This window comes from Candidatus Cryosericum septentrionale (assembly GCF_003570995.1).
GTDB lineage: Bacteria > Caldisericota > Caldisericia > Cryosericales > Cryosericaceae > Cryosericum > Cryosericum septentrionale.
Genome location: NZ_QXIY01000026.1, coordinates 1 through 23,848, shown reverse-complemented (window position 1 = coordinate 23,848; position 23,848 = coordinate 1). Strand labels below are relative to the sequence as shown.

Here is a 23,848-nt window from a genome sequence, read left to right as displayed (position 1 = left end):
GAACGGCAATTCAAGTCAAGCGCCAATTCCTGAGTGGAGGTCGATGTGGCAACTGATCGAGACTACTATGATGTCATGGGAGTGCCCAGGGGGGCCTCCCAGGATGACATCAAGAAGGCCTATCGTGAACTGGTTAAAAAATACCATCCCGATCTCCACAAGGATGATTCCCAAGCACCCAGGCAGATGTCAGACGTCAATGAGGCGTATGATACGCTGAGCGATCCTGCGAAGCGACAGCAGTATGATGCCTATGGCAAGGCTGGCCCCACTGGTTTCCCTGGTGCGGGTCAGGCTTGGGCTCCTCAGGGCGGCGGTTCCGGCGAGACATTCGGGGGTTTTGACATCGGAGACCTCTTTGGCAGTTTCATGGGGGGGTTTGGTCGTCAGCAGACCGAGGAGAGCCCACACGGACGGGACCTCAGCGTCAGCATGACTCTTACGCTGGAACAGGCTGTCTTCGGTGTCAAGAAAGAAATCCAAGTCAGACGGTACGATACGTGTGCGACCTGCCACGGCACTGGAGCAGCCTCAGGCACGTCTCCTAAGGTGTGCCCCACCTGCAACGGCGCGGGCGAGGTCCGTCAGGTTCAAGACACCATTTTCGGGCGCGTCGTCACTGCGGGGGTCTGCCCCACGTGCCGCGGCGAAGGCAGGGTCATAGAGTCACCATGCCCAGCCTGCAAGGGTTCTGGTGTTACGAAAGCCGACAAGACCATAGAGGTGACGATTCCTGCAGGTGTCGACAGTGGCATGAAAGTACGTATCGCAGGACAAGGAGATGCCGGCAAGCATGGCGGTCAGTCCGGCGACCTGTACCTCTTCATAACCGTCCAGCATGATTCCCGGTTTGAACGACAAGGAAGTTCCCTGTATCACACGGTCCGGGTGTCGCCTGCTAAGGCAGTGCTCGGGACGACCATCGCGGTGCCTCTCGTGGAAGGCGGAACGGAGACCGTGACAATACCGGCCGGAAGCCAGTATGGTGCCGAGGTACGAATTCGTGGCAAAGGAGCTCAGGCGGTCGGAGAACGACGTCGGGGGGACTACATCGTTCGTATCGAGATAGGTGTCCCCAAGACTCTCACGGCTGAGCAACGGAAGCTGTATAAGCAGCTTGCCGATATCGAGAAGTAGTCACGTTGAATCGTATGCAAAACGGGCCGACAGAGTCCCGGCCGTTTCTTCGTTGTCGACACGGAATTCGCTCATTGCACAGGCGGGGAGTGGCGTGTATACTTGACGTCGACAGTCCTGAGCAGACGTGGACAGGCTGGCGGAGACGAGCGTGACAGAGCCGGAATTAACGATGTGGGAGACATAGTCGGTGTCAGCGAAACGGATGAGTGACGCAGTCGGCGACTGTCCGGCTACTCGATGTCTCGAGGCCGCTCTTGTTTCCAACAGGCTAGCACATGCATATCTTCTCGTGGGAAGAGACGAGGGCGCCAAGCTTGCGTTGGCGGCAGCTCTTGCCAAGGCGGGCAACTGCCGGGGCGACCATGGCCCGGGAGAATTCTGTGACACGTGCCCGTCGTGCCGACAGGTGGACGCAGGGGGTTCGGCGAACATCAGGATTTTTGGAGACTCAGCCATCCTCAGGATAGATACCGTCGACCAGTTCATCTCGTATGCGTCGGTCAAGACCGCGTCGGGCTGCCTCAAGCTGAGCGTTTTCCGCGGAGTGGACTTTTTCACAGATGTTGCGGCTGACCGGGTTCTCAAGACCATCGAAGAACCGGTTTCGGGCAATGTTTTTCTTCTGCTCTCTCAGAACAGCAGGCGCGTTTTGCCCACGATTCGATCGCGGGTCCAGATCATGAAGGTTGAGCGGAGTACTCAGGAGGCCGCGGATCTTCAGGACGCGACCTCTGCAACTGGCGAGGACGCCTGTCTCGAAGTCTTGCTGGAATTTGCGAAGGCGAACGTGAGCCTCTCCGAGACCGTCGGCCGCCTCCTCAGGATGAGCAGTCAGAATAGCCTCCGAGACAACGCGACGGCGGGTTTGCAGACGATCGCGCTTTTCATGAACAGTGTTCTGCGGGCGAGGGGAAAGGTTTCCCCTCTCGCAGGAATATCACTCTCTACCGAACCTGAACTGGCACGTGTGAACTTCGTGCTGGACGAATCCAGGGTTGGGCTCTTTCTGGACCATCTGGGGGAGCGCCTGAAGCACATAGAACAGAACGTGAACCCTGAACTTGTCCTGACAAACGTCCTGCTGGAACTGAGGAGAATGACCACTCATGAATGATCCCACGTATATGTTGTCGGCGAGTTGCTCCTCGCCACGTTATCTGAGCGCTCGCTCAGCCAAGTCGTACCAGACGTACATGGTCGAAGTCAGCGATAGTGCCGCCTTGCTCCCTGGTGACGAGGTTCTTGCAATTGGCAGTGACAAGGAGTTGATGTACGTCATCATCGGCTATCCAAGGCACGATACATCAGGCAAGAAGCGGGCTGTGGGCAGCCTCAAGTACGTCCGCAAACTTGCTCCGACTGACGTCGAGCGCCTTGAGGAGAATCAGCGAAAACAAGACGCAGCGGTGATTCTGTGCAAGGAGCAGGTGCGGGCGACCAGACTTCCAATCCACCTCGTGAACTGTGAGCTTTCGTTTTCGGGCAAACAGTATGTGTTCTATTTTACCGCCGAGACCCGTGTCGACTTCCGGGCCCTTGTGTCCACTCTATCCCGGTCGCTGAAGGCCAAGGTGCAGATGTGGCAAATCGGCTCCCGCGATGAAACCCGTTTCTTTGCCACGGTCGGCATGTGTGGGCGAGAGCTATGCTGCAACTGTTTCCTCAAGGAGATCAAGCCGGTCAGTCTCAAGTGCGCCCGGGTGCAGAACCTGAGCTTGAACCCCAACAAGATAACGGGCGTCTGTGGCAAGCTGATGTGCTGCCTCAGATACGAGACCTATGAGTACACCGATGCGTCAGGACTTGACGTCAAGAAGAAACCCAAGGAAGGAGCCACCCAATAGTGGACATGGCTCGAATGTCAGAGGATTCCGCAATGCAACCAGGATGCCCGTTGCTGTTGCGATTCCAGGAGCCTATCTAGTGGTTGGATTCTGTTCATGAGCGTCGTGGTCGGAATGAGCGGAGGGGTAGACTCTGCTGTCTCTGCATTGCTCCTGAAAGAGCTTGGTGAACATGTCATCGGGGTCACCCTGCACTTCTCTCAGCACAGTGCCTGCTGTGACATCGGCTCCACGCGACGGGCGAAGGCCCAGTGCGAGTACCTTGGAATTGCCTGGCACAATGTCGATGTGAAAGACACCTTCGACTGCCAGGTCGTCCAGCCGTTCTGGCAGGCGGTAGCCGGAGGGGCCACCCCAAATCCTTGTGTGTTCTGCAACGAACACGTGAAGTGGCAGGGGCTGCTTGATGTAGCCGATGAGCTGCATGGCGACTTTGTCGCGAGTGGTCACTACGCGGGAATTGTCCACAGCGAGGATGGGGACCAGATCTGCCGCGGCATGGACGAGGCAAAGGACCAATCGTATTTCCTGTACCGACTTTCGGCAGAGCAGCGTCGGAGGGCCCTCTTCCCTCTCGCAGGGCGCGTCAAGAGCGACGTAGTGGCACTGGCCTCGCGATGGTTCAGTCCTGATCTCTTGGCAAGTCGCGAGAGTCAGGATTTGTGTTTTGTAGAAGGTCTGATCGGCGAAGAGGTCCGTCGTCGCTTGCCATGTGTGCCCGGAGATATTGTCCTGACGGATGGAACCGTCATCGGGAAGCACCAGGGGCTGGCGTCATATACGGTCGGCCAGCGGTCGGGCCTCGGCATCAGTTCCGCATCACGGCTCTACGTTGTAGAGAAGCGGAACGCCACGAACCAGCTGGTCGTCGGGCAGCGGAGTGCGTGCATGAGAGATGCGTTTGAAGCCATCGATCTGAAATGGCAGCACCTTCCCACCGGCAAGTCACTGCACTTCAGCGCAGACGTCGTGGCACGATACAGGTCAAAGCCAGTCAAAGGCTATATCGATAGGGTTTCTGAGGATAAGGTCTCCATTCATCTGGCCGATTCGTTGTTTGCAGTCACTCCGGGACAAGCGGTTGTCTTCTACGACAGTCGGTGTATAGTTGGAGGCGGAACGATAGTCTAGAACTTGTTCTTGGCGTTCCTGCACGAATTGTGGTAAAAAGTGGGAAATTGTGGTATACTTACGCCATGAACAAGGAGAAGTGTTTCATCGGCGAATACCGCTACTCCGTGGACGACAAGGGGCGAACAATGTTCCCTGCCCACTACCGGTGCGACACCGGCTCTCCCTACGTTCTCACCAAGGGCATGGATCGATGCCTTTACCTGTTTGATGACAGAGTGTGGACCTCTATCATTGAGCGGTTCTATGGTGACCTCATCCCTGTCTCATCCGACAATCGGGCCTTCGTCCGCATTCTTTTCAGCGGAGCTGCAACGGTTGAACTCGACAAAATTGGTCGTATTTCGATACCTCAGCACCTGCGTGAGTATGCTTCACTTGACAAAGAGGTCGTATTTGCCGGTGCCTTGACGCACCTGGAGATCTGGGACGTTCATATCTGGGATACCTACCGGTCTAAAGCGGAGAAGGTTTTCGAACAAAATATTGGAGCTTTGCAGGCCAGATGAGTGAGTTTGCACATACCCCGGTCCTCTTGGACGAGGTCACGACATACTTGCAGATTCGACCACACGGAACCTATCTTGATTGCACGACAGGGGAAGGCGGACACGCATATGAGGTTGGGCGCCAACTTTCTAGCGAAGGGACGCTTTTCATGATGGACGTCGATGCAGCGGTTCTTGCCATTGCCCGCGAGCGGCTGAAAGATACTGCCGCCCGCAAGGTTATCATCCGCGGGAACTTTCGGGACATGACGCGGTTGTTGAAGGATTATCCGGACACACGATTCGACGGAATCCTGATGGATCTGGGTTTTTCTTCAGAGCAACTCACGGGCACAGGCAGGGGGTTTTCGTTCAGCCACGACCAACCACTGGACATGCGACTGGACGATGATCTCAAGGTCACTGCAAGGAATATCGTGAACTCGTTTCCAGAGGAAGACATCGCCGACATCTTGTGGAAGTACGGCGAGGAGGGGAGGTCGCGTCAGGTCGCTCGCGCGATCGTGCGCCGTCGGCAACGAGCGCCGATCGAGACGACGAGTGAATTGGCGGAGACAGTAGCCGCTGTCTTCCCTACCAGGCACGCCCGCATACATCCTGCTACCAAGTCTTTTCAAGCTCTGCGCATATATGTCAACGATGAGCTCAATGCTCTCGACAATGGTCTCAAGTCCGCAGCATCGCTCTTGAATCTGAATGGAAGACTCCTGGTCATCAGTTACCATTCGCTCGAAGATAGAATTGTGAAGAGAAGCTACCTGGCTCTCTGCGAGAATCCGGTCTCGGGGGAGCCAGGATTTCGTCTAGTCAACAAGAAGGTCATTCGGCCTATGGACTCAGAAGTTGCGACGAACAGACGCTCTCGCAGTGCCAAATTGCGCGTGCTGGAAAGGGTATAGTTATGAGTATTGCAGTCAGAGGTAACTACACAACAGTCCGCCGCCCTGCGGCGACAGTTCGCGTCTCGGCCGCAGCAAGAATCGCTGCACGTCGGTACATTGTTCTGGGTGTGACGATCGTGGGTCTGCTGTGCGCCTATGGCTATGTGTACAGCACAACTCTTTTCTTGGAGCGTCAGGTCGAGTTGAACAGAACGGCTATTCAGGCACAGCTTCAGCAGCAGGAATCGCTGCTCGAGCGCGACACAAAGCTCATGTCACCCGATCGGGTGCGAGCTGCCGCGGGCGCTATGGGTATGGCAGCCAACAACACGGCGGTGATTGGCACACTAGACAGTCTTCATTAGCGGGAATACCTGCGTCAAGACCATACGGAATTGATGAAGAGAGGCGTTGCGTCTTTTAATGACCTGTTCAGACGACGTCTCGTCGTCGTTTTCATAGTGTTCCTGGTTGCAGTGCTAGGAATTGAGGCACGGTTCGTCTATCTGCAAGTACTGGCCCGCACTACGCTCGTGAACATGGCCAACCAGCAGCTTGAGACCGACTCCATTCCTATCAAAGCAAAGCGGGGAATGATCCAGGATTCGACAGGGCGCGTACTGGCGCAGGATGTGGCGACGTGGTCCCTGGGCCTGTACATGAAGGAAGTCAAAGACCCTCACTTGACTGCAGCCAGCATTGCTCCCGTTCTCAAGGCATCCGTGACACAGCTGGAGAAGCAGATACGCAGCGCTTCAGCAAGCTTCATTTACCTGAAGAAGCAGGTAGGCGTTGTGGAATACGACGCACTGAGCCGACTCGATGTACCAGGAATCGTGCTGGACAAAGGCTATCGCCGGGTCTATCCGCTGGGAGCTCTCGTGTCTTCGGTGGTCGGCATCACGGGCTCGGACAACCAGGGTCTGTCGGGAATTGAATTCCAATACGACAAGGAACTTGGAGGTAGGGATGGGCGGCATACCTACAGGGTCTCCGGGTCGAACCCCGGTGAGCCCGCCGTCACAGAGGACGTTCTCGAACCTATACCGGGCAAGAACATCGTGCTGACGATCGACTCGAACATCCAGTATTTCGCGCAGCAGGCTCTCATGGACACCCTCAAGACATACGATGGCAAGCGGGCTACATGCACGATCCTGGATCCAAAGACCGATGCAGTCCTTGCGATGGTCGATGTGCCAAGCGTTGATCCCGAACACTGGCAGGATGCTTCGATGAACTCTCTCTCGGAGAAGGCAATCAGTGCCAACTACGAGCCTGGTTCTGTGTTCAAGGCAGCGACATCGGTTGCTGGTCTTGAGACGGGTACGATTACGCTGCAGAGCACGTTCTACAGCGGAGGTAGTCTCAAAGTTTTCGACACGGTCATTCACGATCTCTATCCATACGGGACCATGAACCTTTACGCAATGCTGCAGCACTCCTCCAACGTGGCGTTTTGCCAGTTGAGCATGAAGATAGGAGCTACGCGCTTCTACGACTGCCTGAGCCGGTACGGTTTTGGCAAACCGACGGGCATCGATCTGCCTGGAGAGGAGGCTGGCATCCTCCTTCCGACGTCTCTCTGGTCAAAGACAACACTTCCTACCATGGGATTTGGCCAGGGTGTGGCGGTGACGGCGATCCAGATGGCGAACTTCTATGCCACGATAGCCAACGGAGGCCTCATGCAGCGACCCTACGTGGTCGATCACATCGTCGACGCTTCAGGGGCGAGTCAGCGCACAGATACGCCTGGGGTCGTCGGTCAGCTGTTCAAGCCTGAGACGGCTAAGGCCGTTCTCGAGGGCCTCCATGGAGTCGTGCAGAAAGATGTCGGCGTTTTTAGTGCGTATATCCCCGGCTACGAAGTTGCCGGAAAGACTGGCACTGCTCAGATCGCCGCTCCCGGAGGAGGCTATCTGAATGATGGATCGTACGTATTCAGCTTCGCTGGAATCCTGACTGCGAACGATCCCAGGGTCGTCGTGTTCCTCAGCATCCATGAGACTCGAAAAGGAGCGCGCACATCATTTCTTGTGGCAGGGCCGACCTTCAAGAAGATTGCACTGCAACTGATACAGTATCTGAGGTTAAAACCATGAAATTCGCCGTTGAAGAACGGGAGCTTGCTGAGCTCCTCCATAAGCTGCCTCCTGGGTCCTGGGATCCCAAGCGTTCCTCGCTTGGCCAGAGGACAATGATCAGCCTGGTCACGCCTGATTCGCGTGAATGCGGGCCGGGAGCCATGTTCGTCGCCATCTCTGGAACCAGGCTGGACGGAGCGTCCTACATCGCCAGCGCTCTTTGTGCTGGGGCGGCCTGCGTCGTCGCTGAGACTGAGCATCCTGAGGTTCAGGATGTGCCGGTTGTCGTCGTCTCGAGCTGCCGTGAGTTCCTGAGTCTGGTCTCGCAGGCCTTTTTCAACTTTCCTGCTCGTCGCATGAAGATGATCGGCATTACTGGAACGAGCGGCAAGACGAGCACAGCATACATGATTCGTCGTCTCCTGCAGGGACTTGACATTGCGTGCGTCATGATTGGGACCACAGGCTATGTCATGCCTGATGGCGAGTTCTTTCCTCCTGACGCTCTGCCCGCCACAACGCCGGAGGCCTTTGCGCTCAACTGGTACCTGGACCATGCCGTTCACCAGGGGGCACAGGTTGCCGTGCTCGAGGTTTCCTCGTTTGCGCTCGCTTTCGACAGAGTTCATGGTATGCGCTTTGATTGCGGGGTTTTCACGAATTTCTCGCAGGATCACATGGGATATCATGGCACGATGGATGCATATCTGGCGGCCAAGCTGCGCCTGTTCACGTCACTTGATGAGAACTCTGTAGCCGTTCTCAATACTGACGATCCTTCGTTCGCTTCCTTCAGGGACGCGGCCGGGCGCTCTCAGGTCAGGACGTTCTCCCTGGAGCGAGCAGCTGACCTGCGTGGTGACCACGTCGTGTCCACAATGGGAAGAACCACGTTTCAGGTCCTTGCCCGCGACGGAGCCACGTTTGACGTGGAGCTTTCGATCGGGCCGGCGTTCCAGGCATCCAACTGTCTGGCGGCGATCAGTTCGGTCAACGCCATTGAACCGACCTGCGACCTGGGCGTGGCCGTGCAGTCTCTCACTGCCCCATTGTACGTCCCCGGGCGCTATGAGCGGATTGACTGTGGACAGCCGTTCGAGGTCGTCGTGGACTATGCCCATACGCCAGAGGAATTCTCGGCACTGTTCAGCGCCGTGCGGCCTACTGTGCGGGGGGACCTGCTGGCCGTGTTTGGCTCTGTCGGTGCTGATGACCGCGAGAAGCGGCCGATTATGGCCCGCCTCGCAGAGGAGGCCTGCCGCTGGTCTTTCGTGACCGTGGAGGACCCTCGTCATGAAGACGCGTCGGTTGCCGTTCACGACATCGAAGACGGGTTCACCACCGACCATTTTACAGTCATCGAAGACAGAAGGCAGGCAATTCGAAGTGCCATTGCTGTGGCCAGGCCCGGCGACATGGTCCTGGTTCTCGGTCGTGGGCATGAGACGGTAATGTACTATGAACACGAGGATGTCGTCTTCGATGACCGGGAAGAAGCGCGCCTCGCGTTGCGCGATCACGGCTATGTTTGTGGCGCCGATGGTCCGCAGTCGCAGGAGGGACAGCGATGACCGCGAGGTCTGCCATGTTGCTGGTTCTCGTTCTTGTCCTTGTGGACCTGGCTCTTTTCCCTCTCCTTATTGCGTGGCTGCGCAGGATACGGTTTACGCAGTTGATACGGGACGAAGGGCCTGCTTCTCACAAGTCCAAAGCGGGTACGCCGACGGGGGGCGGTCTGATGCTGGTTCTCAACATTGCCGGAGCCGTGGCAGTCTATCTCTTCGTGATGGGGCGAAGAGACTTGACAGGGCTTGACGTCGCCACACTGGTCTTCGTAGCCGTCAGTCTCCTTTCCGGTTTTTTGGACGACTGGACCAAAGAGTTCAAACACAGAAATGACGGACTGCTTGGCTACCAGAAACTCCTGATCCAGACAGGGGCGGCTGGGCTCTTTTTCTATCTGGCGTACCCATCGATCATTTCGACCCTTCATCTGGCGAGTGGTGCAGTTCTTCTTGGCGGCTGGGCCTTCTACGTTGTTGCCACGTTGTACGCGGTCGGCATGGTGAATGCATTCAACCTGACGGACGGCCTTGATGGCCTGCTCGCCAAGACGAGTCTTCCCACATTTGCTGTGGCCGGAATAGCCTCGCTTCTGCATCCATCAGGACTGGCCGGCATACTTCCTTTGGCAGCTGCTGCATTTGCCATCTCATTTCTATGGTTCAACGGCACAAAAGCATCGGTGTTCATGGGAGATACGGGATCGCTTGCGCTTGGCTCCATCTTCGTCGCGTGGGCGTTTGCCTCCGGGAACCAGTTGTCGTCGATCCTGCTGGGAGGACTGTTTCTGGGAGAGGCGATAAGCGTGATGATCCAGGTGCTTGTCTTCAAAGCCTCTGGTCGCAGAACGAGGGTATTCCTTATGGCTCCGATACACCATCATTTCGAGAAGCTCGGATGGGCCGAGCCAAAGATCGTCGACCGGTTCTTTGTCGTGAGTATCCTGTTTGTCATTGCCGGGGCATTGACGATGACGTGGAGATAACCAGTGATCCCTTTCAATTCTGCATTCGTCGTCGGAGCATTGCCAAGTGGATTGTACGCGGCCCTGTACCTGCATGACCATGGAGTGGACGTTTTCGTATCGGAATTCAAGCAGCGAAGCGCTGACGAGGAGTTCGAGCATGCCGTCCGACTGCTGCAGCTGGTGGGAATTCCCTTTGAATTTGGACAGAACACTGCGAGCATCATGGCCGCCTACGACGTTGTCATCGTCTCGCCCGGTGTCCTACCCGAGGCTCCGATTGTCCTGGCTGCTGCGCGAATGGGCAAACTCATCGTCGGTGAGACAGAGATTGCCGCGTATGCCGGTCTCTCAGTGCTTGCGGTGACTGGCAGCAATGGCAAGAGTACGACCACGGCTCTTCTCGGAGAAATTGTTGCTGAGGAGTATCCCGATGCAGTGACAGGGGGCAACCTGGGCATTCCAGTGTCGCAGCTCCTGGTGGAACACCCGATGGCAGGACCGGCGGTTCTTGAGGTCAGTTGTTTCCAGCTCGAGACAGTTCATACGTTCCATCCCAGAGTGGCCATTTTCTCGAACCTGGTTCCGAATCATCTTGACCGCTACGGTACCATGGAACGGTACTTCGCCACGAAGAAGCGCTTGTTCGAGAACATGATGGCGGATGACGCCGTTGTGCTCAACTGGGATGACCCCGCGCTGAGAGCACTTGGCCCAATGCTGAGTCCTTCCACTTTCTATTTCGGACTGGGTGACGGCGTGTTCTCCGGCGCGCATGTTGTCAATGGTGCTATCGTTTTCAAAGACATGACACGCATGGTGGAGCTGTTCAGAGAGACAGACCTGCGCATCCGGGGGCGACACAATGTAGCGAATGCCATGAGCGCAGCTCTGGCGGCCTTTCTGTACGGCATCTCCCCAGATGCCATTCGCAGGGCTGTGGGGGGCTTCAACGGGCTGCCGCACCGACTGGAGTACGTCGGAACAGCGGGTGGCGTGACGTTTGTCAACGACTCCAAGGCAACGACCCCAGAATCGGTCATGACGGCCGCTGATGCCATGACTGGACCATATGTAGTCATTCTGGGCGGCAGTTCAAAGAGCGTCTCATTCGACAAGATGGCGCGACATCTGACCGAAGACAGAAATCTGGTGTCAGCAATCGTGATGGGCGCGACCGCCCCGGCTATTGAGGATTCGCTGCGGAAGGCCGGCATGAAGGCGATTGCCCGCGTCAAATCGCTTGAGGACGCTGTCAGCAATGGAGTACACATTCTTTCTGCAGGTGGTACGCTACTTCTGTCTCCTGCTTGTGCCAGTTTCGACATGTTCAGGGATTTTGAGCAGCGCGGCAACCGGTTCAGGGAGATCGTGCAGGGTCGTCGGGGCGTTGTCACGCGGTGAGGCGTATACTGGTTCTGGTCGCCATACTGCTCTGCCTGGGGGTACTGCAGAACTATAGCATCGCCGTCAGTCTCAGCGCTGCGCAAGGTCAATTGGTGGCTGTTACTGCGAGTGTTGTCAAGCAGGCGATTATCGTCGGTGTCGGAGTCTTCGCCTACTGGTTCTGCTCGCGGTTTAAGTATATGCGCTGGGCAGACATTTCGGAATTCCTGACGTATGGTCTAGGAGCGTTGCTGGTTGCTGTTCTCATTCCCGGCATCGGCAGGAGCGTCAATGGTTCCATCCGGTGGATCGGAACGAGTTCTATTGGCTTGCAGCCATCTCAGGCAGTTGTCCTGGTGGTGCCTCTTCTCGCCGCCAAGCTCTTCAGCGGCAAGTACCTAAACGAGTATGACCATCGATACTACCGCACGTTTCTGCTATTCGTGCTGGGGTTCACGGGCCTGGTCGCACTGGAACCCGACTTCGGGACGGCCTTCGTCATTGCTGGGTCCTCAATCGCTATCCTGCTGGCCGTCGGTGCTCCGCTAGGCTACTGGATCAGCCGAACGGCTGCCTTGGGCGCGCTGGCTCTGATTGCGGTGAACGTGAAAGCTTCCTGGAAAGTCAGGATGACCTCGTTCATCAACCCGCTGGCAGCCGACAAGGCGAAAGGCGTCGCCTACCAGCTGGTGAACTCCATGTTCGCTGTCGCGAGGGGCGGAGTGCTGGGGCGGGGTTTCATGCGGAGCGTCCAGAAATTCGTCCACTTCCCGGCCCAGGAAAATGACTTTGTTTTCGCCATATTCTCGGAAGAGTTCGGGCTTATCGGCGTGACCATCGTGCTGGGCATTTATCTGTGGATCGTCTTCGACCTGTTCAGGCTTGCCTCGAGGTCTTCTGAGCCGTTTGCCCGAGTGTATGTCATGGGGCTGGGCATATTCCTCGCCGTGCAGGCGTTTGTCAACATTGGTGTCGTTGTCGGACTACTTCCTACGACGGGAGTTCCGCTGCCTTTCTTTAGTCAGGGAGGCAATCACATCGTCTTCGAGATGGCCGCGCTTGGCATCGCGGGAGCTATTTTCCGGAGTCCGGAGGCCGCCTGATGCATTACGTTGTTGCTGGAGGAGGAACAGGGGGACATATCTACCCCGCAGTCGCAATTGCTGAACGCCTGTTGGACAGGGGAACCGTCACCATGCTGGCGCGAGCCGGCAGCATGGAGGAACGCGTTTTCCTCTCTCAGGGGCTTGACGTCAGAACTGTCTGTTCTGCCCCACTTCTGTATACACCCAGATCATTGTGGCGCCTTGCACATGCAACTCGAGGCGGAGTGAGGGCGGCCCGCCATGTTATGACGGACGCCCATGTGGATGCTTTCGTTGGTACCGGCGGATACGTATCGGTACCAGGAATCGTGGCTGCGCAGATGAGCGGAGTTCCCATATACCTTCTGGAACAGAATACCGTCATGGGGAGGGCAAATCGACTGTTCTCCCGTCGTGCGCGGCACGTGTTCCTGGGTTTTCCTGTTGAAGGGGTCTCCGGTTCACGGTTCACCGTCACTGGAAACCCTTTGCGACGCAAGGTTTACACGGCACTGACGGAGTGCCGGCTCAGCAGACCTCTTCGCCCGGGGCTGCTGTTTATCGGGGGTAGTGGCGGGGCTAGCTTCGTCAACAACCTGTTCCTGCGGACAATCCGGGAGCTGGACAGCAGAGGCCGCGAAGTTCCAGTCACCGTGGTGACTGGAACTGATGACTATGCGAGGATTCGTGATGCAGTGGACGAGCTGTCTCTGCGGCATGTCAATCCTGTCGTCGTCTCCTATGAGGAGCATATGGAGCGACTGTATGAGCACGCTCGCGTAGCGGTGACGAGAGGCGGTGCACTTGCACTTACGGAGCTTGCTGTCGGAGGCATCTATGCCGTCGTCATCCCCTATCCCTTCGCCGTTGGCTGGCATCAGTCCAAGAACGCGGCATATCTTGAGAGCCTTGGCCTCGGTATACGCATTGAGCAGCAGTCACTGCTGTTCGACAGGTACCTGTCCATTGTAGAGAAGGCGCTGGATGATGAAGCAGGCCCGGCCCTTCCTGCTTCCAGCATCTTTGGAAGTGATGCTGGGGACGCCATAATGCGCACCATCGAAGAGGAGTGCTCACATGACTGAACTCCTGCAACCTGGAAGGCCTTTTTTTCTTGTTGGCATCTGTGGCGCCGGGATGAGTTCGCTGGCTATGTTGCTGCACAGCATCGGAATGGATGTGCGGGGTTCAGACATCGCGAATGACGGTCCCGAGGCTGAACGGTTGACCTCGCTGGGTATCCGGGTGATGTCCGAAGCTGAAGCATCTGGTGCACTTCGTCATGACGAAGTTCTGGTACGGTCGTCGGCAATTCGCCCGGACAATGTGGTGCTCATGGCTGCAGGGGGGATCAGAGCGGGCGTTCTCCACCGAACAGACGTCCTGTCTGCCGTCGCATCAGAGTATTTCCTGATAGCCGTTTCTGGCACGCACGGCAAGACCACGACGTCTGGAATGATTGGATACGTGCTGGCAAGACAGGGCTTTGCTCCAACCATCTGCGTTGGAGGCCATATTGCCGGATTTGATGGAGCCTTCCCCCCTGAAGGGACACAGCGAAGGCAGATTCATGGACGCCCGATCATGGTCCTGGAGACTGATGAATCGGACGGCTCGTTCCTGAAGTTCCATCCAGACGTAGCTGTAGTAACGAACATCGATAGCGACCACTTGGGGGCTTATGGAGACAAGTTCTCCAACCTTGTCGGCGCATTCGCCCAGTTTTCCCAGCAATGCGCTGAGCGAGGCGGCCTGATCGTTGGCTGTGGCGACGACGGGGAAGTGGCCAGGATCGTGCAGGCTCTGGCGCGGCACGTCCTGTACGGTCAGGAGGCGTCAAATCAGGTGCAGATGCGCTACCATGCCCGCAGCAACACCGCAATAGTTGCAAGAGAAGGTGTGGAGCAGTCATTTGTCATGGAACGAGGAGACGAGAAGAGCTATCTCAACGCTGTTGCCGCTTGCCTGGCGTGCGAGGCAGTAGGGCTCCCCTTTGCAGACACACTCCCTATTCTGGAAGGTTTTCCGGGAATGGAGCGGCGGATGCAGGTCCTGACAGACCATGACGGAACGGTCGTCCTCACTGACCATGCCGACCACCCCACGGAGATCAGAGCGACCCTGCAGGCTGTCTCGGTTCGGTATCCCGGAAGACCACTTACCCTCGTGCTCCAGCCGCACCGTTTCTCCCGAGTGAGCATGTGTCTCGAGGAGTATGGACCGGCACTGGCTGGAGTTTCGCGGATCGTGCTGCTCGACATCTTCCCGGCTGGAGAGACAGCGGAGCGTCCGGAAGAGCTAAACGGGATGCTTCGAGAGAGCGTGAAGACGGCAGTCGGTGGTTCATTGGTACCCCAGATGCCCGTGGACCAGATGCTTGACGTCTTACGGGTGTCGGTCACCCCAGGTGACGTCGTGCTGTTTATGGGCCCTGGTGACGTGAACAAGCTTGGTCTGCGGTTTTGTGGCTTGCTGACGAGCGACAATACGGTACAATGTGAGACTGCTGCGTCCCTCGAGGGACGCATACAACAGGAGAACGACTGATGGTGGATTCGGTCATAGACAAGTTCGGACGTCGCGTCGAGCAACGGGTCCTGACGAAGGAACCGCTCTCGTCTTATACGTCGTTTCATATCGGTGGTCCGGCCGAGTACCTCTACACGCCATGTGGTGAGGAGGACCTGGTTTGCGCGCTGCGCGCTGCCAGAGCTTTCAAGATGCCAACGACGGTTATCGGCAACGGAACGAATGTCCTTGTCTCCGATCGTGGTGTCGAAGGTCTAGTCGTGAGACTCATGGAGACCTCGCTTCAGCCAGTGATGGAGAAAGGACTGGTGCTTGCTCGTGCCCCGATGCCACTGTCCTCGCTCCTGGACTTCGCTATGAGTCAGGACCTGTCTGGATTGGAGTATCTTGTCAGCATACCCGGTACTGTTGGAGGGGCCATCTTCATGAACGCGGGTTCGTTCTCTCAGGCCATAAGCACTCACCTGGCGTATGTGGAAGTTCTGGATCCCAACCTCGAGTATGTCATGAAGAAGCATGAAGATGTTGATTTTGACTACCGCTATAGCGAGTTTCAGGAGAGCGGGGCGATCATTCTGGGCGCTGCATTTGATCTTGAGGCTGGTGACGGAGCAACAATCCGCTCGACAGCTGCACGTATCCGATCCGAGAAGCATGCCAAACAATCGTGGGAACATCCGAATGCGGGAAGTATCTTCACGAATCCCCCAACGACGTATGCCGGCAAGTTGATAGAGGAAGCCGGGTGCAAGGGTCTCCAGGTGGGGCAGGCGCAGGTGTCGGGCAAGCATGCGAACTTCATCGTCAATCTGGGAGGGGCGACCGCATTTGATGTCACGCGCCTTATGGACATTGTCGTACAGAGAGTCTATGCACGCTTCAACGTGCGCCTTTCGCCCGAGATCAGGCTGCTCGGTGACTTCTCCTAGGAGGCAGCGCGTGGGCATCAAAGATGAGTTCCTCCGTTCATGAAGCTACTGTGGCGGATGGGTCTGGTCGCTTTGGCTGTATTGGTGGTCTACTGGTTCACGGTACCGGCCGCTCGCGTACTCGTACATGCAGACTCCTGGGAAGCTCCAGTCGTGGACCAGGTCTGGCGTAGTCGGTCTCAGGGTCTTCTCATACTCCTCAACAGGGCTTCGGTCATCGACAGGCTGGAGGGACTCCCCGTTTCTGACGTGACGATCAAGCGAGAGCGACCTTGGAATGCGACTGTCGGTGTGGACATTACTGACCCCGACGTGGTGATCAGGCAGGGGAGGAAGCTGGCTGCCGTGTTCCTGCAGACGGGGACAGCCTACACCATAACAAAGGCATCGAAGTCCTGGAATGTGGTTGACGTAAGCGGATTCCCATCTGCACCCCCGGCTTTTCTGTCCGCCTCACTCGAGTACGCGCCGCTGTGCTGCCAGTTGATGCAGCATCGGGACCAGCTGGCAATCATGGGCATGTCACTGTCCTCGTCGATGGGACTTTCCGTACGGTTGAAAGACGGTAAGACGCTTATCTTTGGTGACAGCGCGAACGGTGCTTCAAAGATCGAACGGGGGATTGCGGTTCTTGGGATGCCTGCATTCAAGGGGAAGAAAGTAACCATCGACCTGCGGTTCGACGGCCAGGCCGTCATTCCGGGGGCCCCATGATCACACGTGGAAGAAACGGGGGCGTTTTCCTCGCCGCGCTGTTTGTCATGGTTGTCGGATTCGGATACCTTCTGGCTGTCCAGTTCGAGCCTACAGCGAACAAGGCCTACGTCGTTCCTGCCCAGAATGTCGAGTTGGTCGAAATCATGAAGGGACTCGAAAATGAGAATAATGCTGCCGCTCAGCAGATTGTCGATCTTCGGGGACAGCTGGCAGAGCTTGAGAGCAAGGGTGCTGCCACGAGCGACGAGGTGCGCGTTCTGACGCAGCAGCTGGGAGAGCTGAGAGGAAAAGCGGGGCTTGCAGAGGCGACAGGTCCTGGTGTCGTCGTAACATTGAGCGATAGTTCGCGTACGCCGACACTCTCCGATGATCCGAACTACTTCGTCATCCACGACGGTTACCTCCGTAGCATCGTGAATCTCATGCGGAGATATGGCGCCACGGCGATTGCCGTCAACGACCAGCGCGTTCTTGGAAACAGCCCTATCGTTTGTGCTGGCCCCATCATCCTCGTGAATTCGAGCAGGATGTCGCCACCGTACGTTATCACTGCTCTGGGGAACCCCGAGATGCTCGCCGACAGCATTTCTCAAGACGTTTTCTTCCGGGTGCTGGAGATGTACCGCGATCAGTTTGAGATTACGTGCTCACTTGAGAAGAAAACGTCTGTGACTGTCCCGGCGTCGCTAGACAATGCTGCGTTCAAGTACGCAGTGAGTGCGAAATGAAGCGGACTTGGCGGTCGCCATGGCAGTCGACAGCGCTGATTTTTGCTCTCATCAGTTTCTTCGTTGGGTTCTTGCTCCCCGGGCAGGCACGCGTCGTCCGCGAGATGAAGCAGACCTATCAGAATGAGGACCCAAAGGATCTTATTCGTGTCATCAAAGACCTCCAGCAGCGCAAACAGGACCTCCTCGTCGAGGAGACCGACGTGTCGCAGAAAGTCACGCAGTACCTTCGTTCTTCTGATGACACGGCCGCGCAAGTGAGTCAGTTGCAGCACGAAGCCACCGTGTTGAGACAGCGAACCGGCACCGTCCCACTCGCGGGTCCTGGCATCCGGATTACGATACGAGAGCAATCATCAGGGGTCTCGCCATCCATGCTGGCCGATGAGGATCTGCTCCTCCTTCTGAATGATCTCTGGGCATCGGGAGCCGAAGTCATATCGTTGAATGGCATACACCTGACTGACTCGAGTTCCGTATACAGGGCGGGTCTCAACGTTCGCGTGGGTGGAAAGGTGACGCAGATGCCTCTGGTCATAGACGCGATCGGCGATACAGAGAATATGGCCAAGGGGCTGCAGATTCCTGGAGGCGTGCTTGACTTGTTGAACCTGAGGCGCATTGGTGCTATAGTTCAAAAAGTCAACCTGCTTAGAATCAGTGACTAGGGGAGGAAGACGGATATCTATGGTTGGCTTCGTAACGGTGTGCGGACTCGTACTTGGTATCGTCATCGGGATTCTTCGTCCCGTGCACATCCCCGCCGTCTATTCCAAATACGTGGGGTTGGCCCTTCTAGCTGGTATGGATTCCATTCTCGGCGGCATCAAGGGTTATCTGAAGGACACCTTCGACGCGACAGTATTCTTTTCGGGTTTCCTAATCAACAGTCTTGTTGCAGCGCTGCTGGGGTATCTCGGTGATCAGCTGGGCATCGATCTTTACCTTGCGGCAGTTGTTGTGTTTGGAAGCAGAATGTACCAGAATATCGCAATCATCCGGCGCGTTCTCTTGAAGAAGGAGGCATGATGGCTGGCCAGGAAAGAATCGTCAGCGTACTTGATATTGGAAGTACCCGTGTCAAGATGTTGATAGCTTCGGCGACAGGAGACAGCCTCGACTCTATTCTTGGGGTCGGTACGGCTCCGTGCAGCAGCTTGAAGCGTGGAGTGGTCGTCGACATGGAAGGTGTGACGCAGGCTATCCAGACGGCACGCGACGAGGCAGAACGGATGAGCAGCTACTCCGTCTCGTCGGTGATCGTAAACGTCGGCGGTACTCATATCACTGGATTGGTGAACCGTGGCCTTGTGGCAATATCCCGGCCGGGGCGCGAGATACAGAAGGACGATGTGGATCGCGTGTGGGAGTCTGCCAGGGCTGTCCTGCTGGGACCAAATCAGGAGATTATCCATGTGATCCCGCGCCAGTACCTCGTGGATGGTCAGGAAGGCATCAAGGACCCGTTGAGAATGTCGGGTATCCGTCTTGAGTTCGAGGCGTTCATCGTCACCGGACAGTCGACGATTCTGGACAATCTTCGTCGCTGTGTGACAGAGTCCGGTCTCAAGGTGGACAGGCTTGTGCTCGAAGGTCTGGCTTCAGCTAATGCCGTCCTCTCATCAGAAGAGAAGGAAATTGGTGTCGCATGTGTCGACATCGGAGGAGACACGACAGACCTAGCTGTCTTCACAGGAGGCAGTCTCAGCTATGTTGCCGTTCTGCCCATAGGTGGCCGCCATGTGACGATGGATCTTGCTATGATGTTGAAGACAAGCCTGAATGTTGCTGAAGAGCTCAAGGTGGCGTACGGTTCGGTGGATGCGAGCAGGGGAAAGGACTTCCAGGACAGCCAGGTGAGTTATTCGACAGCATCGGGTGATGGTGTTCTTGCGACAACGAAGTCATATATCAGCGATGTCGTGACGTCTCGCATTGAAGAAATAGCTGAAGCCGTGAAGCTGGAACTGGTGCACTCCAGCTACAACAACATGCTTCCGGCCGGCCTCGTCTTGACTGGAGGGACGGCCATGGCGTCTCACATCACGGACAAGTTCTCTGAGATCAGCGGACTTCGAGCCCGAGTGGGACAGCCGACAGTCGACGACGTTGTTTTCAGCTCGTTCAAGAATCCCAGCTTCTCGACTTCAGTCGGGTTGCTCGAACTCGGCATCCACAGCGATGGTGCCGGAGTTCAGAAGAAGAAGCGCGCATTCAAAGGCCTGAGCGGCCTGTTCAAGGGCCTTGACCTGTTCGACTAAGACAAACTGACGGGGAGGGAAATCCACAATGGATGATCGACTGGATCCCTGGGGAAGCTCGAATGTAAGCATCAGGGTGATCGGCGTGGGCGGTGGGGGTGGCAATGCCGTTAATCGGATGGTGGGGGATTTTCCTTCCGGCGTCGATTTCGTGAGCGTCAACACCGACACGCAGGTTCTGCGATACAGTCGGGCAGAAAGCAAGATTCAGATTGGGGCAAAGACTACTCGAGGGATGGGCGCGGGCGCCGACCCTGAGGTCGGGAGAAAAGCAGCAGAAGAGAGCAGGGAGATGCTCAAAGAAGCAATTACCGGCTCCTCTCTCCTGTTCATAACTGCCGGCATGGGCGGAGGCACGGGTACGGGCGGTTCTCCCGTCCTGGCGAAAGTGGCTCGTGAACTGGGCATCCTCACCATTGCAATTGTTACCAAGCCGTTCAACTTTGAGGGCCCTCAGCGATCCAAGGTCGCATCGGATGGTATCAAGGAGCTTCGTGACAGTGTTGATGGATTGGTCGTCATTCCAAACCAGCGATTGTTCAAGCTGGAGGAAGGGAAGATTACCATCAGCAATGCATTCCGCAAAGCGGATGAGGTCCTGAAGAAGGCGGTCCAGGGCATTACCGAGCTCATCCGGACACCCGGCATCATCAACCTCGATTTTGCCGATCTCAAAAACGTCCTGACATCGACTCCTTCTGGAGAGCTTCCCAGTGGAGCGGACGGCAGTATCTGGATAGGCATGGGAACCGGCAAGGGTGACGAACGTGCGGAAAAGGCCATCAGAGCCGCCACCAACTACGAGCTTCTCGAGTATTCGATGCAGGGCGCCACCGGACTTATCTACAACGTCATTGGCCACGAGATTTCCATGGAAGAGATGGATATCATCTCGACGGCCATCCAGTCGAGCGCATCAAAGGATGCCAAGATCATCTTCGGTCTGGCCGATCCTTTCGACGAAGTACTGGGTGAGTCTGGCGAGGCCAACGATGAGATTCGTATCACGGTGGTGGCGTCCGGGATGCAGCCTCAGAAGACCGAAGCGGAGCAGGAGAAGAAGATTCTCAAGGAATTCAAGGTCGAGGAAGTCGAGCTCCCCGCCATACTGCGCAAGGGGCCGCCTCGCGGCTTCTAGCGCCGAATGTGGGCTCGATAGCTGAGCGGCTCGCGGAAATCCGCGAGCGAGCCTGTTTGTCGTATCGCCGGGCGGCTGGTCAGCCCGGCGAACCGCATATTGTCTGCGTGACGAAGAATCAGCCTCTTCCCCGGATTCTGGAAGCCATTGATGCAGGGGCGACTGAAATCGGTGAGAACTACCTGCAAGAAGCCATTCGCAAGGACGTCTTCGCTCTGTGCGAGAGTCGCGGGGTGACTGTCCGGTACATCGGTCGACTCCAGTCGAACAAGTACAACGCCATCCTTCGAGTGTTCGACGCGGTCGATTCGGCAGGCCCAGAACTCCTCGAACGTCTGCACGGTACGCAGGATCGCGGGGCACAGAGGGCGTGTACGTTCTTGCTGGAGGTGAATGCCGGTGAAGAATCGCAGAAGGGTGGGCTGACTATGCCTCAGATTCGTGAGCTTGCCGCCGCCGATGCTCCTTGGCTATATGAGATCTCCGGACTAATGGTAGTAGTTCCTCTACAAGCAACAATGCAAATACGGGCGACAATATATCAATCTGTCAGCGTGCTGTTTCACGAACTCGCCAGCGACCTGGGTTCATCACGTGTCACATTGTTGTCCATGGGAACGTCCGACGACTTTGAACTGGCGATCGAACACGGCTCTAACATGATACGTGTTGGTACGGGCATTTTTGGACCCCGTTCACCTTCTCAGGTGTAACCAATTGTTCATGAGCGCAGTTCTTGGATTTGGACTGGCAGCGGCCGCATTCTGCACTGCGTTGTTCCTGGAGCCCGTGCCCACAGGTCTCGAAGGTTGTTCAATTGACACTCTCAGCCGACCGTGGTATAACATCACGATGGGTAAATACCTAGTCGGCTCGGCGGACAGTGACGTTGGGCGATTGTCCTACTTCGATTTCTCTGACGCTGGGTCTGGATATAGAGCTACAGCCTGCAGATAAACGGTCATATCGTAGGGATGTGTGTCGTACCGCGGAGCATGCGAAAAGAGTTCTTTATGTTCTGCACTCATTCTAGGAAGGAGCATGCGATGAAGAGAGTTCTATGTCTGGTTTTGGCAGTTGTCCTCGTGGCTGCGGTGCTTGCCCCCGTTGCTACTGCATGCGCTGCCAGCTGGAAGTGGAGGGTCGACAAGACCCCGCGCACCCTTCCCGATGGTACACCAGCGGTCCTGAAGATCCCGTATTCGCAGGGCGCCACCTTCCGTGAACGTAGAGTCACCCTGATTCAGTCCATGTTCACCTCCAAGACATCTGGGGCGAGGACCCTCCGTGCACGTATCTTGAGCAGCTCGTCTATCCCGACGAAGTTCGCAAGGGCCTCAAGAGCTACGACCACTTCTTCTCCGCCACTGTCTACAACAACTGAAACATCCAGTACTGGTATTGGTGGGAATGGGTACGATGACCAGATCTATCGATACTTCGACTATGGAGTCTGAGGACCTGTAGTTTCGATTCATCCGCTCCCATGCCTCTACAGAGAGGCGTGGGGGACTGCCGAAAGGAGTCTTCGCCAACATGAGAGATTACATAATCCGGCGTGTTCTGGGCATGATCCCGCTTATCCTGATCGTCATGATCGTGTCGTTTGGGATCTTCTCCCTCGTGCCAAATCCATTCGCGGCTCTGATCGAGAACCCGCGAATCAAGAAGGCCGACATCCAGCGCCTGAAACATGCCTGGGGGTTCGACCTTCCCTGGTACCTGAGGTTCTTCAAGTGGTTCAGCGGCGTCATTCGTGGGGACTGGGGGCCCTCTCTCCTGTACCCTGGCTCAACGGCTCGTGACGTCATCTCCAGAGCGTTGCCTGTGACCGTGCGGCTCATGGGGATCGAATTCCTGGTGTCTATTGCCATTGCTCTTCCAATTGGTATCATTTCTGCTGTGAAGCAGTACTCCGTGACGGACTACGTCGTCACGGTCATCAGCTTTCTGGGCATGTCCATGCCGACGTTCTGGTTTGGACTGCTCATGATGATGTTCTTCAGCGTCGTCCTGAAACGACCCAGCGGGATGCCGCTGCTGCCTGCGGGCGGGATCATCACGCCGGGACTGGAGGAAGCTCCGTTCTGGGCGAAGTTTGGGGACCGGGCGCAGTATCTTGTGATGCCCGTCATCGTTCTGGCCTTCTTCTCGCTGGGTGGTTATGCGCGTTACATGCGGTCCTCCATGCTCGAGGTCATTCGCCAGGACTATATCCGTACGGCCCGTGCCAAGGGTGTACCTGAGCGTTCCGTCATCTACAAGCATGCTCTGCGCAACGCAATGATCCCGATTGTGACGTTGATAGCATTGTCGGTACCTGGCATTGTCGGAGGCGCAGCCATTACGGAGACGATCTTCAACATTCCCGGAATGGGCAGCCTTATCATCCAGGCTGAAACCAAGGCTGACTATCCTACGGCCATGATTGGCCTTATGCTCTCCAGTGTGTTAGTCATCGCGTTCAACCTGGTGGCAGATATCGTGTACGCGTGGGTTGACCCGCGTATCAAGTACAGTTAGGAGGACATCATGGCGGAAAAAGCTATCGAAGCTAAGAAGAAGGGCCAGAAGAAGTCCTCTGAGGACTACACCTACGTTGGCATGGTGTTTCACCGTCTGACCCGTCACAAGTTGGCCATGGTCGGTGCGTTCATGCTAATTTTCATCCTGCTGTTCGTGTTCGTTGGTCCCCTCATCTGGCGCATCGATCCAAATACTCAGATCGAGGGTCTAAATGGACTCTTCAATCCTGCTTCTCATGCACACCCCATGGGTACAGACGACTATGGTCGTGACGTGCTTGCCCGTATGTTCTTCGGAGGGCGCATCTCTCTGTTCATCGGATTCCTCTCGGCTATGACGTCCACGCTTTTAGGCGCAGTGGTCGGCCTCGTCGCAGGCTACTACGGCGGCTGGGCGGACAACACCCTCATGCGGTTCACAGATGCCATGC

General features: G+C 56.5%; 25 protein-coding genes. All 25 read left to right on the top strand.

Annotation, left to right across the window (positions count from 1 at the left end):
- The first annotated feature begins 45 nt into the window (after positions 1 to 45).
- Complete coding sequence (gene dnaJ, locus SMC1_RS06085) at positions 46 to 1,137, top strand: molecular chaperone DnaJ (RefSeq protein ID WP_119085892.1); 1,092 nt, start codon at positions 46 to 48, stop codon at positions 1,135 to 1,137.
- A 190-nt stretch (positions 1,138 to 1,327) separates the two neighbouring features.
- The gene (locus tag SMC1_RS06080; protein ID WP_126855182.1) at positions 1,328 to 2,254 is read left to right on the top strand and encodes a hypothetical protein; all 927 of its coding nucleotides are present in this window, start codon (positions 1,328 to 1,330) and stop codon (positions 2,252 to 2,254) included.
- Positions 2,247 to 2,984, top strand: coding sequence for a regulatory iron-sulfur-containing complex subunit RicT (gene ricT, locus SMC1_RS06075; RefSeq protein WP_119085890.1), 738 nt, complete (start codon positions 2,247 to 2,249; stop codon positions 2,982 to 2,984). Before SMC1_RS06080 ends, ricT begins: the two co-directional genes overlap by 8 nt.
- Before the next feature lie 96 nt (positions 2,985 to 3,080).
- The gene (mnmA, locus tag SMC1_RS06070; RefSeq protein WP_119085889.1) at positions 3,081 to 4,115 is read left to right on the top strand and encodes a tRNA 2-thiouridine(34) synthase MnmA; all 1,035 of its coding nucleotides are present in this window, start codon (positions 3,081 to 3,083) and stop codon (positions 4,113 to 4,115) included.
- A 65-nt stretch (positions 4,116 to 4,180) separates the two neighbouring features.
- Positions 4,181 to 4,624, top strand: a complete 444-nt coding sequence (gene mraZ / locus SMC1_RS06065) for a division/cell wall cluster transcriptional repressor MraZ (RefSeq protein ID WP_119085888.1) — start codon at positions 4,181 to 4,183, stop codon at positions 4,622 to 4,624.
- Positions 4,621 to 5,523: a 16S rRNA (cytosine(1402)-N(4))-methyltransferase RsmH gene (gene rsmH / locus SMC1_RS06060; RefSeq protein WP_119085887.1), complete on the top strand. Its 903-nt coding sequence runs from the start codon at positions 4,621 to 4,623 to the stop codon at positions 5,521 to 5,523. Before mraZ ends, rsmH begins: the two co-directional genes overlap by 4 nt.
- 2 nt (positions 5,524 to 5,525) lie before the next feature.
- The gene (locus SMC1_RS06055; protein ID WP_119085886.1) at positions 5,526 to 5,870 is read left to right on the top strand and encodes a hypothetical protein; all 345 of its coding nucleotides are present in this window, start codon (positions 5,526 to 5,528) and stop codon (positions 5,868 to 5,870) included.
- Between the two features lie 33 nt (positions 5,871 to 5,903).
- Positions 5,904 to 7,610, top strand: coding sequence for a peptidoglycan D,D-transpeptidase FtsI family protein (locus tag SMC1_RS06050; RefSeq protein WP_119085885.1), 1,707 nt, complete (start codon positions 5,904 to 5,906; stop codon positions 7,608 to 7,610).
- A complete protein-coding gene (locus tag SMC1_RS06045) occupies positions 7,607 to 9,163 on the top strand; it encodes a UDP-N-acetylmuramoyl-L-alanyl-D-glutamate--2,6-diaminopimelate ligase (RefSeq protein ID WP_119085884.1) in 1,557 nt (518 codons plus the stop codon). Before SMC1_RS06050 ends, SMC1_RS06045 begins: the two co-directional genes overlap by 4 nt.
- Positions 9,160 to 10,140: a phospho-N-acetylmuramoyl-pentapeptide-transferase gene (gene mraY, locus SMC1_RS06040; protein WP_119085883.1), complete on the top strand. Its 981-nt coding sequence runs from the start codon at positions 9,160 to 9,162 to the stop codon at positions 10,138 to 10,140. The genes SMC1_RS06045 and mraY overlap by 4 nt, the downstream gene beginning before the upstream one ends.
- 3 nt (positions 10,141 to 10,143) lie before the next feature.
- Complete coding sequence (gene murD, locus SMC1_RS06035) at positions 10,144 to 11,523, top strand: UDP-N-acetylmuramoyl-L-alanine--D-glutamate ligase (RefSeq protein WP_119085882.1); 1,380 nt, start codon at positions 10,144 to 10,146, stop codon at positions 11,521 to 11,523.
- Positions 11,520 to 12,608: an FtsW/RodA/SpoVE family cell cycle protein gene (locus SMC1_RS06030; RefSeq protein WP_119085881.1), complete on the top strand. Its 1,089-nt coding sequence runs from the start codon at positions 11,520 to 11,522 to the stop codon at positions 12,606 to 12,608. Before murD ends, SMC1_RS06030 begins: the two co-directional genes overlap by 4 nt.
- Positions 12,608 to 13,675: a UDP-N-acetylglucosamine--N-acetylmuramyl-(pentapeptide) pyrophosphoryl-undecaprenol N-acetylglucosamine transferase gene (locus SMC1_RS06025; protein WP_119085880.1), complete on the top strand. Its 1,068-nt coding sequence runs from the start codon at positions 12,608 to 12,610 to the stop codon at positions 13,673 to 13,675. The genes SMC1_RS06030 and SMC1_RS06025 overlap by 1 nt, the downstream gene beginning before the upstream one ends.
- Positions 13,668 to 15,137: a UDP-N-acetylmuramate--L-alanine ligase gene (locus SMC1_RS06020; protein WP_119085879.1), complete on the top strand. Its 1,470-nt coding sequence runs from the start codon at positions 13,668 to 13,670 to the stop codon at positions 15,135 to 15,137. Before SMC1_RS06025 ends, SMC1_RS06020 begins: the two co-directional genes overlap by 8 nt.
- On the top strand, positions 15,137 to 16,048 hold the full coding sequence (gene murB / locus SMC1_RS06015; RefSeq protein ID WP_119085878.1) for a UDP-N-acetylmuramate dehydrogenase: 912 nt from the start codon (positions 15,137 to 15,139) through the stop codon (positions 16,046 to 16,048). Before SMC1_RS06020 ends, murB begins: the two co-directional genes overlap by 1 nt.
- Positions 16,049 to 16,087: 39 nt before the next feature.
- Positions 16,088 to 16,762, top strand: coding sequence for a cell division protein FtsQ/DivIB (locus SMC1_RS06010; protein ID WP_119085877.1), 675 nt, complete (start codon positions 16,088 to 16,090; stop codon positions 16,760 to 16,762).
- Positions 16,759 to 17,493: a DUF881 domain-containing protein gene (locus SMC1_RS06005; protein ID WP_119085876.1), complete on the top strand. Its 735-nt coding sequence runs from the start codon at positions 16,759 to 16,761 to the stop codon at positions 17,491 to 17,493. The genes SMC1_RS06010 and SMC1_RS06005 overlap by 4 nt, the downstream gene beginning before the upstream one ends.
- Positions 17,490 to 18,161 (top strand): DUF881 domain-containing protein, encoded by a 672-nt coding sequence (locus SMC1_RS06000; RefSeq protein WP_119085875.1) that lies wholly within the window; start codon positions 17,490 to 17,492, stop codon positions 18,159 to 18,161. The genes SMC1_RS06005 and SMC1_RS06000 overlap by 4 nt, the downstream gene beginning before the upstream one ends.
- A gap of 19 nt (positions 18,162 to 18,180) precedes the next feature.
- On the top strand, positions 18,181 to 18,522 hold the full coding sequence (locus SMC1_RS05995) for a small basic family protein (protein WP_119085874.1): 342 nt from the start codon (positions 18,181 to 18,183) through the stop codon (positions 18,520 to 18,522).
- Positions 18,522 to 19,754: a cell division protein FtsA gene (ftsA, locus tag SMC1_RS05990; RefSeq protein ID WP_165849266.1), complete on the top strand. Its 1,233-nt coding sequence runs from the start codon at positions 18,522 to 18,524 to the stop codon at positions 19,752 to 19,754. The genes SMC1_RS05995 and ftsA overlap by 1 nt, the downstream gene beginning before the upstream one ends.
- Positions 19,755 to 19,782: 28 nt before the next feature.
- Positions 19,783 to 20,892 (top strand): cell division protein FtsZ, encoded by a 1,110-nt coding sequence (gene ftsZ / locus SMC1_RS05985; protein WP_119085872.1) that lies wholly within the window; start codon positions 19,783 to 19,785, stop codon positions 20,890 to 20,892.
- 8 nt (positions 20,893 to 20,900) lie between these two features.
- Positions 20,901 to 21,605, top strand: coding sequence for a YggS family pyridoxal phosphate-dependent enzyme (locus tag SMC1_RS05980; RefSeq protein ID WP_279386566.1), 705 nt, complete (start codon positions 20,901 to 20,903; stop codon positions 21,603 to 21,605).
- A gap of 333 nt (positions 21,606 to 21,938) precedes the next feature.
- The gene (locus SMC1_RS05975; protein ID WP_119085870.1) at positions 21,939 to 22,349 is read left to right on the top strand and encodes a hypothetical protein; all 411 of its coding nucleotides are present in this window, start codon (positions 21,939 to 21,941) and stop codon (positions 22,347 to 22,349) included.
- A gap of 79 nt (positions 22,350 to 22,428) precedes the next feature.
- Complete coding sequence (locus SMC1_RS05970; protein WP_119085869.1) at positions 22,429 to 23,415, top strand: ABC transporter permease; 987 nt, start codon at positions 22,429 to 22,431, stop codon at positions 23,413 to 23,415.
- A gap of 9 nt (positions 23,416 to 23,424) precedes the next feature.
- A partial coding sequence (locus tag SMC1_RS05965; RefSeq protein ID WP_413814607.1) for an ABC transporter permease occupies positions 23,425 to 23,848 on the top strand: 424 nt, incomplete at its 3' end.

Coding starts and splice junctions, on each gene's coding strand:
- ricT (WP_119085890.1), top strand. CDS start 2,247: ATGAATGATCCCACGTATATGTTGTCGGCGAGTTGCTCCTCGCCACGT.
- mnmA (WP_119085889.1), top strand. CDS start 3,081: ATGAGCGTCGTGGTCGGAATGAGCGGAGGGGTAGACTCTGCTGTCTCT.
- mraZ (WP_119085888.1), top strand. CDS start 4,181: ATGAACAAGGAGAAGTGTTTCATCGGCGAATACCGCTACTCCGTGGAC.
- rsmH (WP_119085887.1), top strand. CDS start 4,621: ATGAGTGAGTTTGCACATACCCCGGTCCTCTTGGACGAGGTCACGACA.
- SMC1_RS06055 (WP_119085886.1), top strand. CDS start 5,526: ATGAGTATTGCAGTCAGAGGTAACTACACAACAGTCCGCCGCCCTGCG.
- SMC1_RS06050 (WP_119085885.1), top strand. CDS start 5,904: ATGAAGAGAGGCGTTGCGTCTTTTAATGACCTGTTCAGACGACGTCTC.
- SMC1_RS06045 (WP_119085884.1), top strand. CDS start 7,607: ATGAAATTCGCCGTTGAAGAACGGGAGCTTGCTGAGCTCCTCCATAAG.
- mraY (WP_119085883.1), top strand. CDS start 9,160: ATGACCGCGAGGTCTGCCATGTTGCTGGTTCTCGTTCTTGTCCTTGTG.
- SMC1_RS06025 (WP_119085880.1), top strand. CDS start 12,608: ATGCATTACGTTGTTGCTGGAGGAGGAACAGGGGGACATATCTACCCC.
- SMC1_RS06020 (WP_119085879.1), top strand. CDS start 13,668: ATGACTGAACTCCTGCAACCTGGAAGGCCTTTTTTTCTTGTTGGCATC.
- murB (WP_119085878.1), top strand. CDS start 15,137: ATGGTGGATTCGGTCATAGACAAGTTCGGACGTCGCGTCGAGCAACGG.
- SMC1_RS06010 (WP_119085877.1), top strand. CDS start 16,088: ATGAAGCTACTGTGGCGGATGGGTCTGGTCGCTTTGGCTGTATTGGTG.
- SMC1_RS06005 (WP_119085876.1), top strand. CDS start 16,759: ATGATCACACGTGGAAGAAACGGGGGCGTTTTCCTCGCCGCGCTGTTT.
- SMC1_RS06000 (WP_119085875.1), top strand. CDS start 17,490: ATGAAGCGGACTTGGCGGTCGCCATGGCAGTCGACAGCGCTGATTTTT.
- SMC1_RS05995 (WP_119085874.1), top strand. CDS start 18,181: ATGGTTGGCTTCGTAACGGTGTGCGGACTCGTACTTGGTATCGTCATC.
- ftsA (WP_165849266.1), top strand. CDS start 18,522: ATGGCTGGCCAGGAAAGAATCGTCAGCGTACTTGATATTGGAAGTACC.
- ftsZ (WP_119085872.1), top strand. CDS start 19,783: ATGGATGATCGACTGGATCCCTGGGGAAGCTCGAATGTAAGCATCAGG.
- SMC1_RS05975 (WP_119085870.1), top strand. CDS start 21,939: ATGAAGAGAGTTCTATGTCTGGTTTTGGCAGTTGTCCTCGTGGCTGCG.
- SMC1_RS05970 (WP_119085869.1), top strand. CDS start 22,429: ATGAGAGATTACATAATCCGGCGTGTTCTGGGCATGATCCCGCTTATC.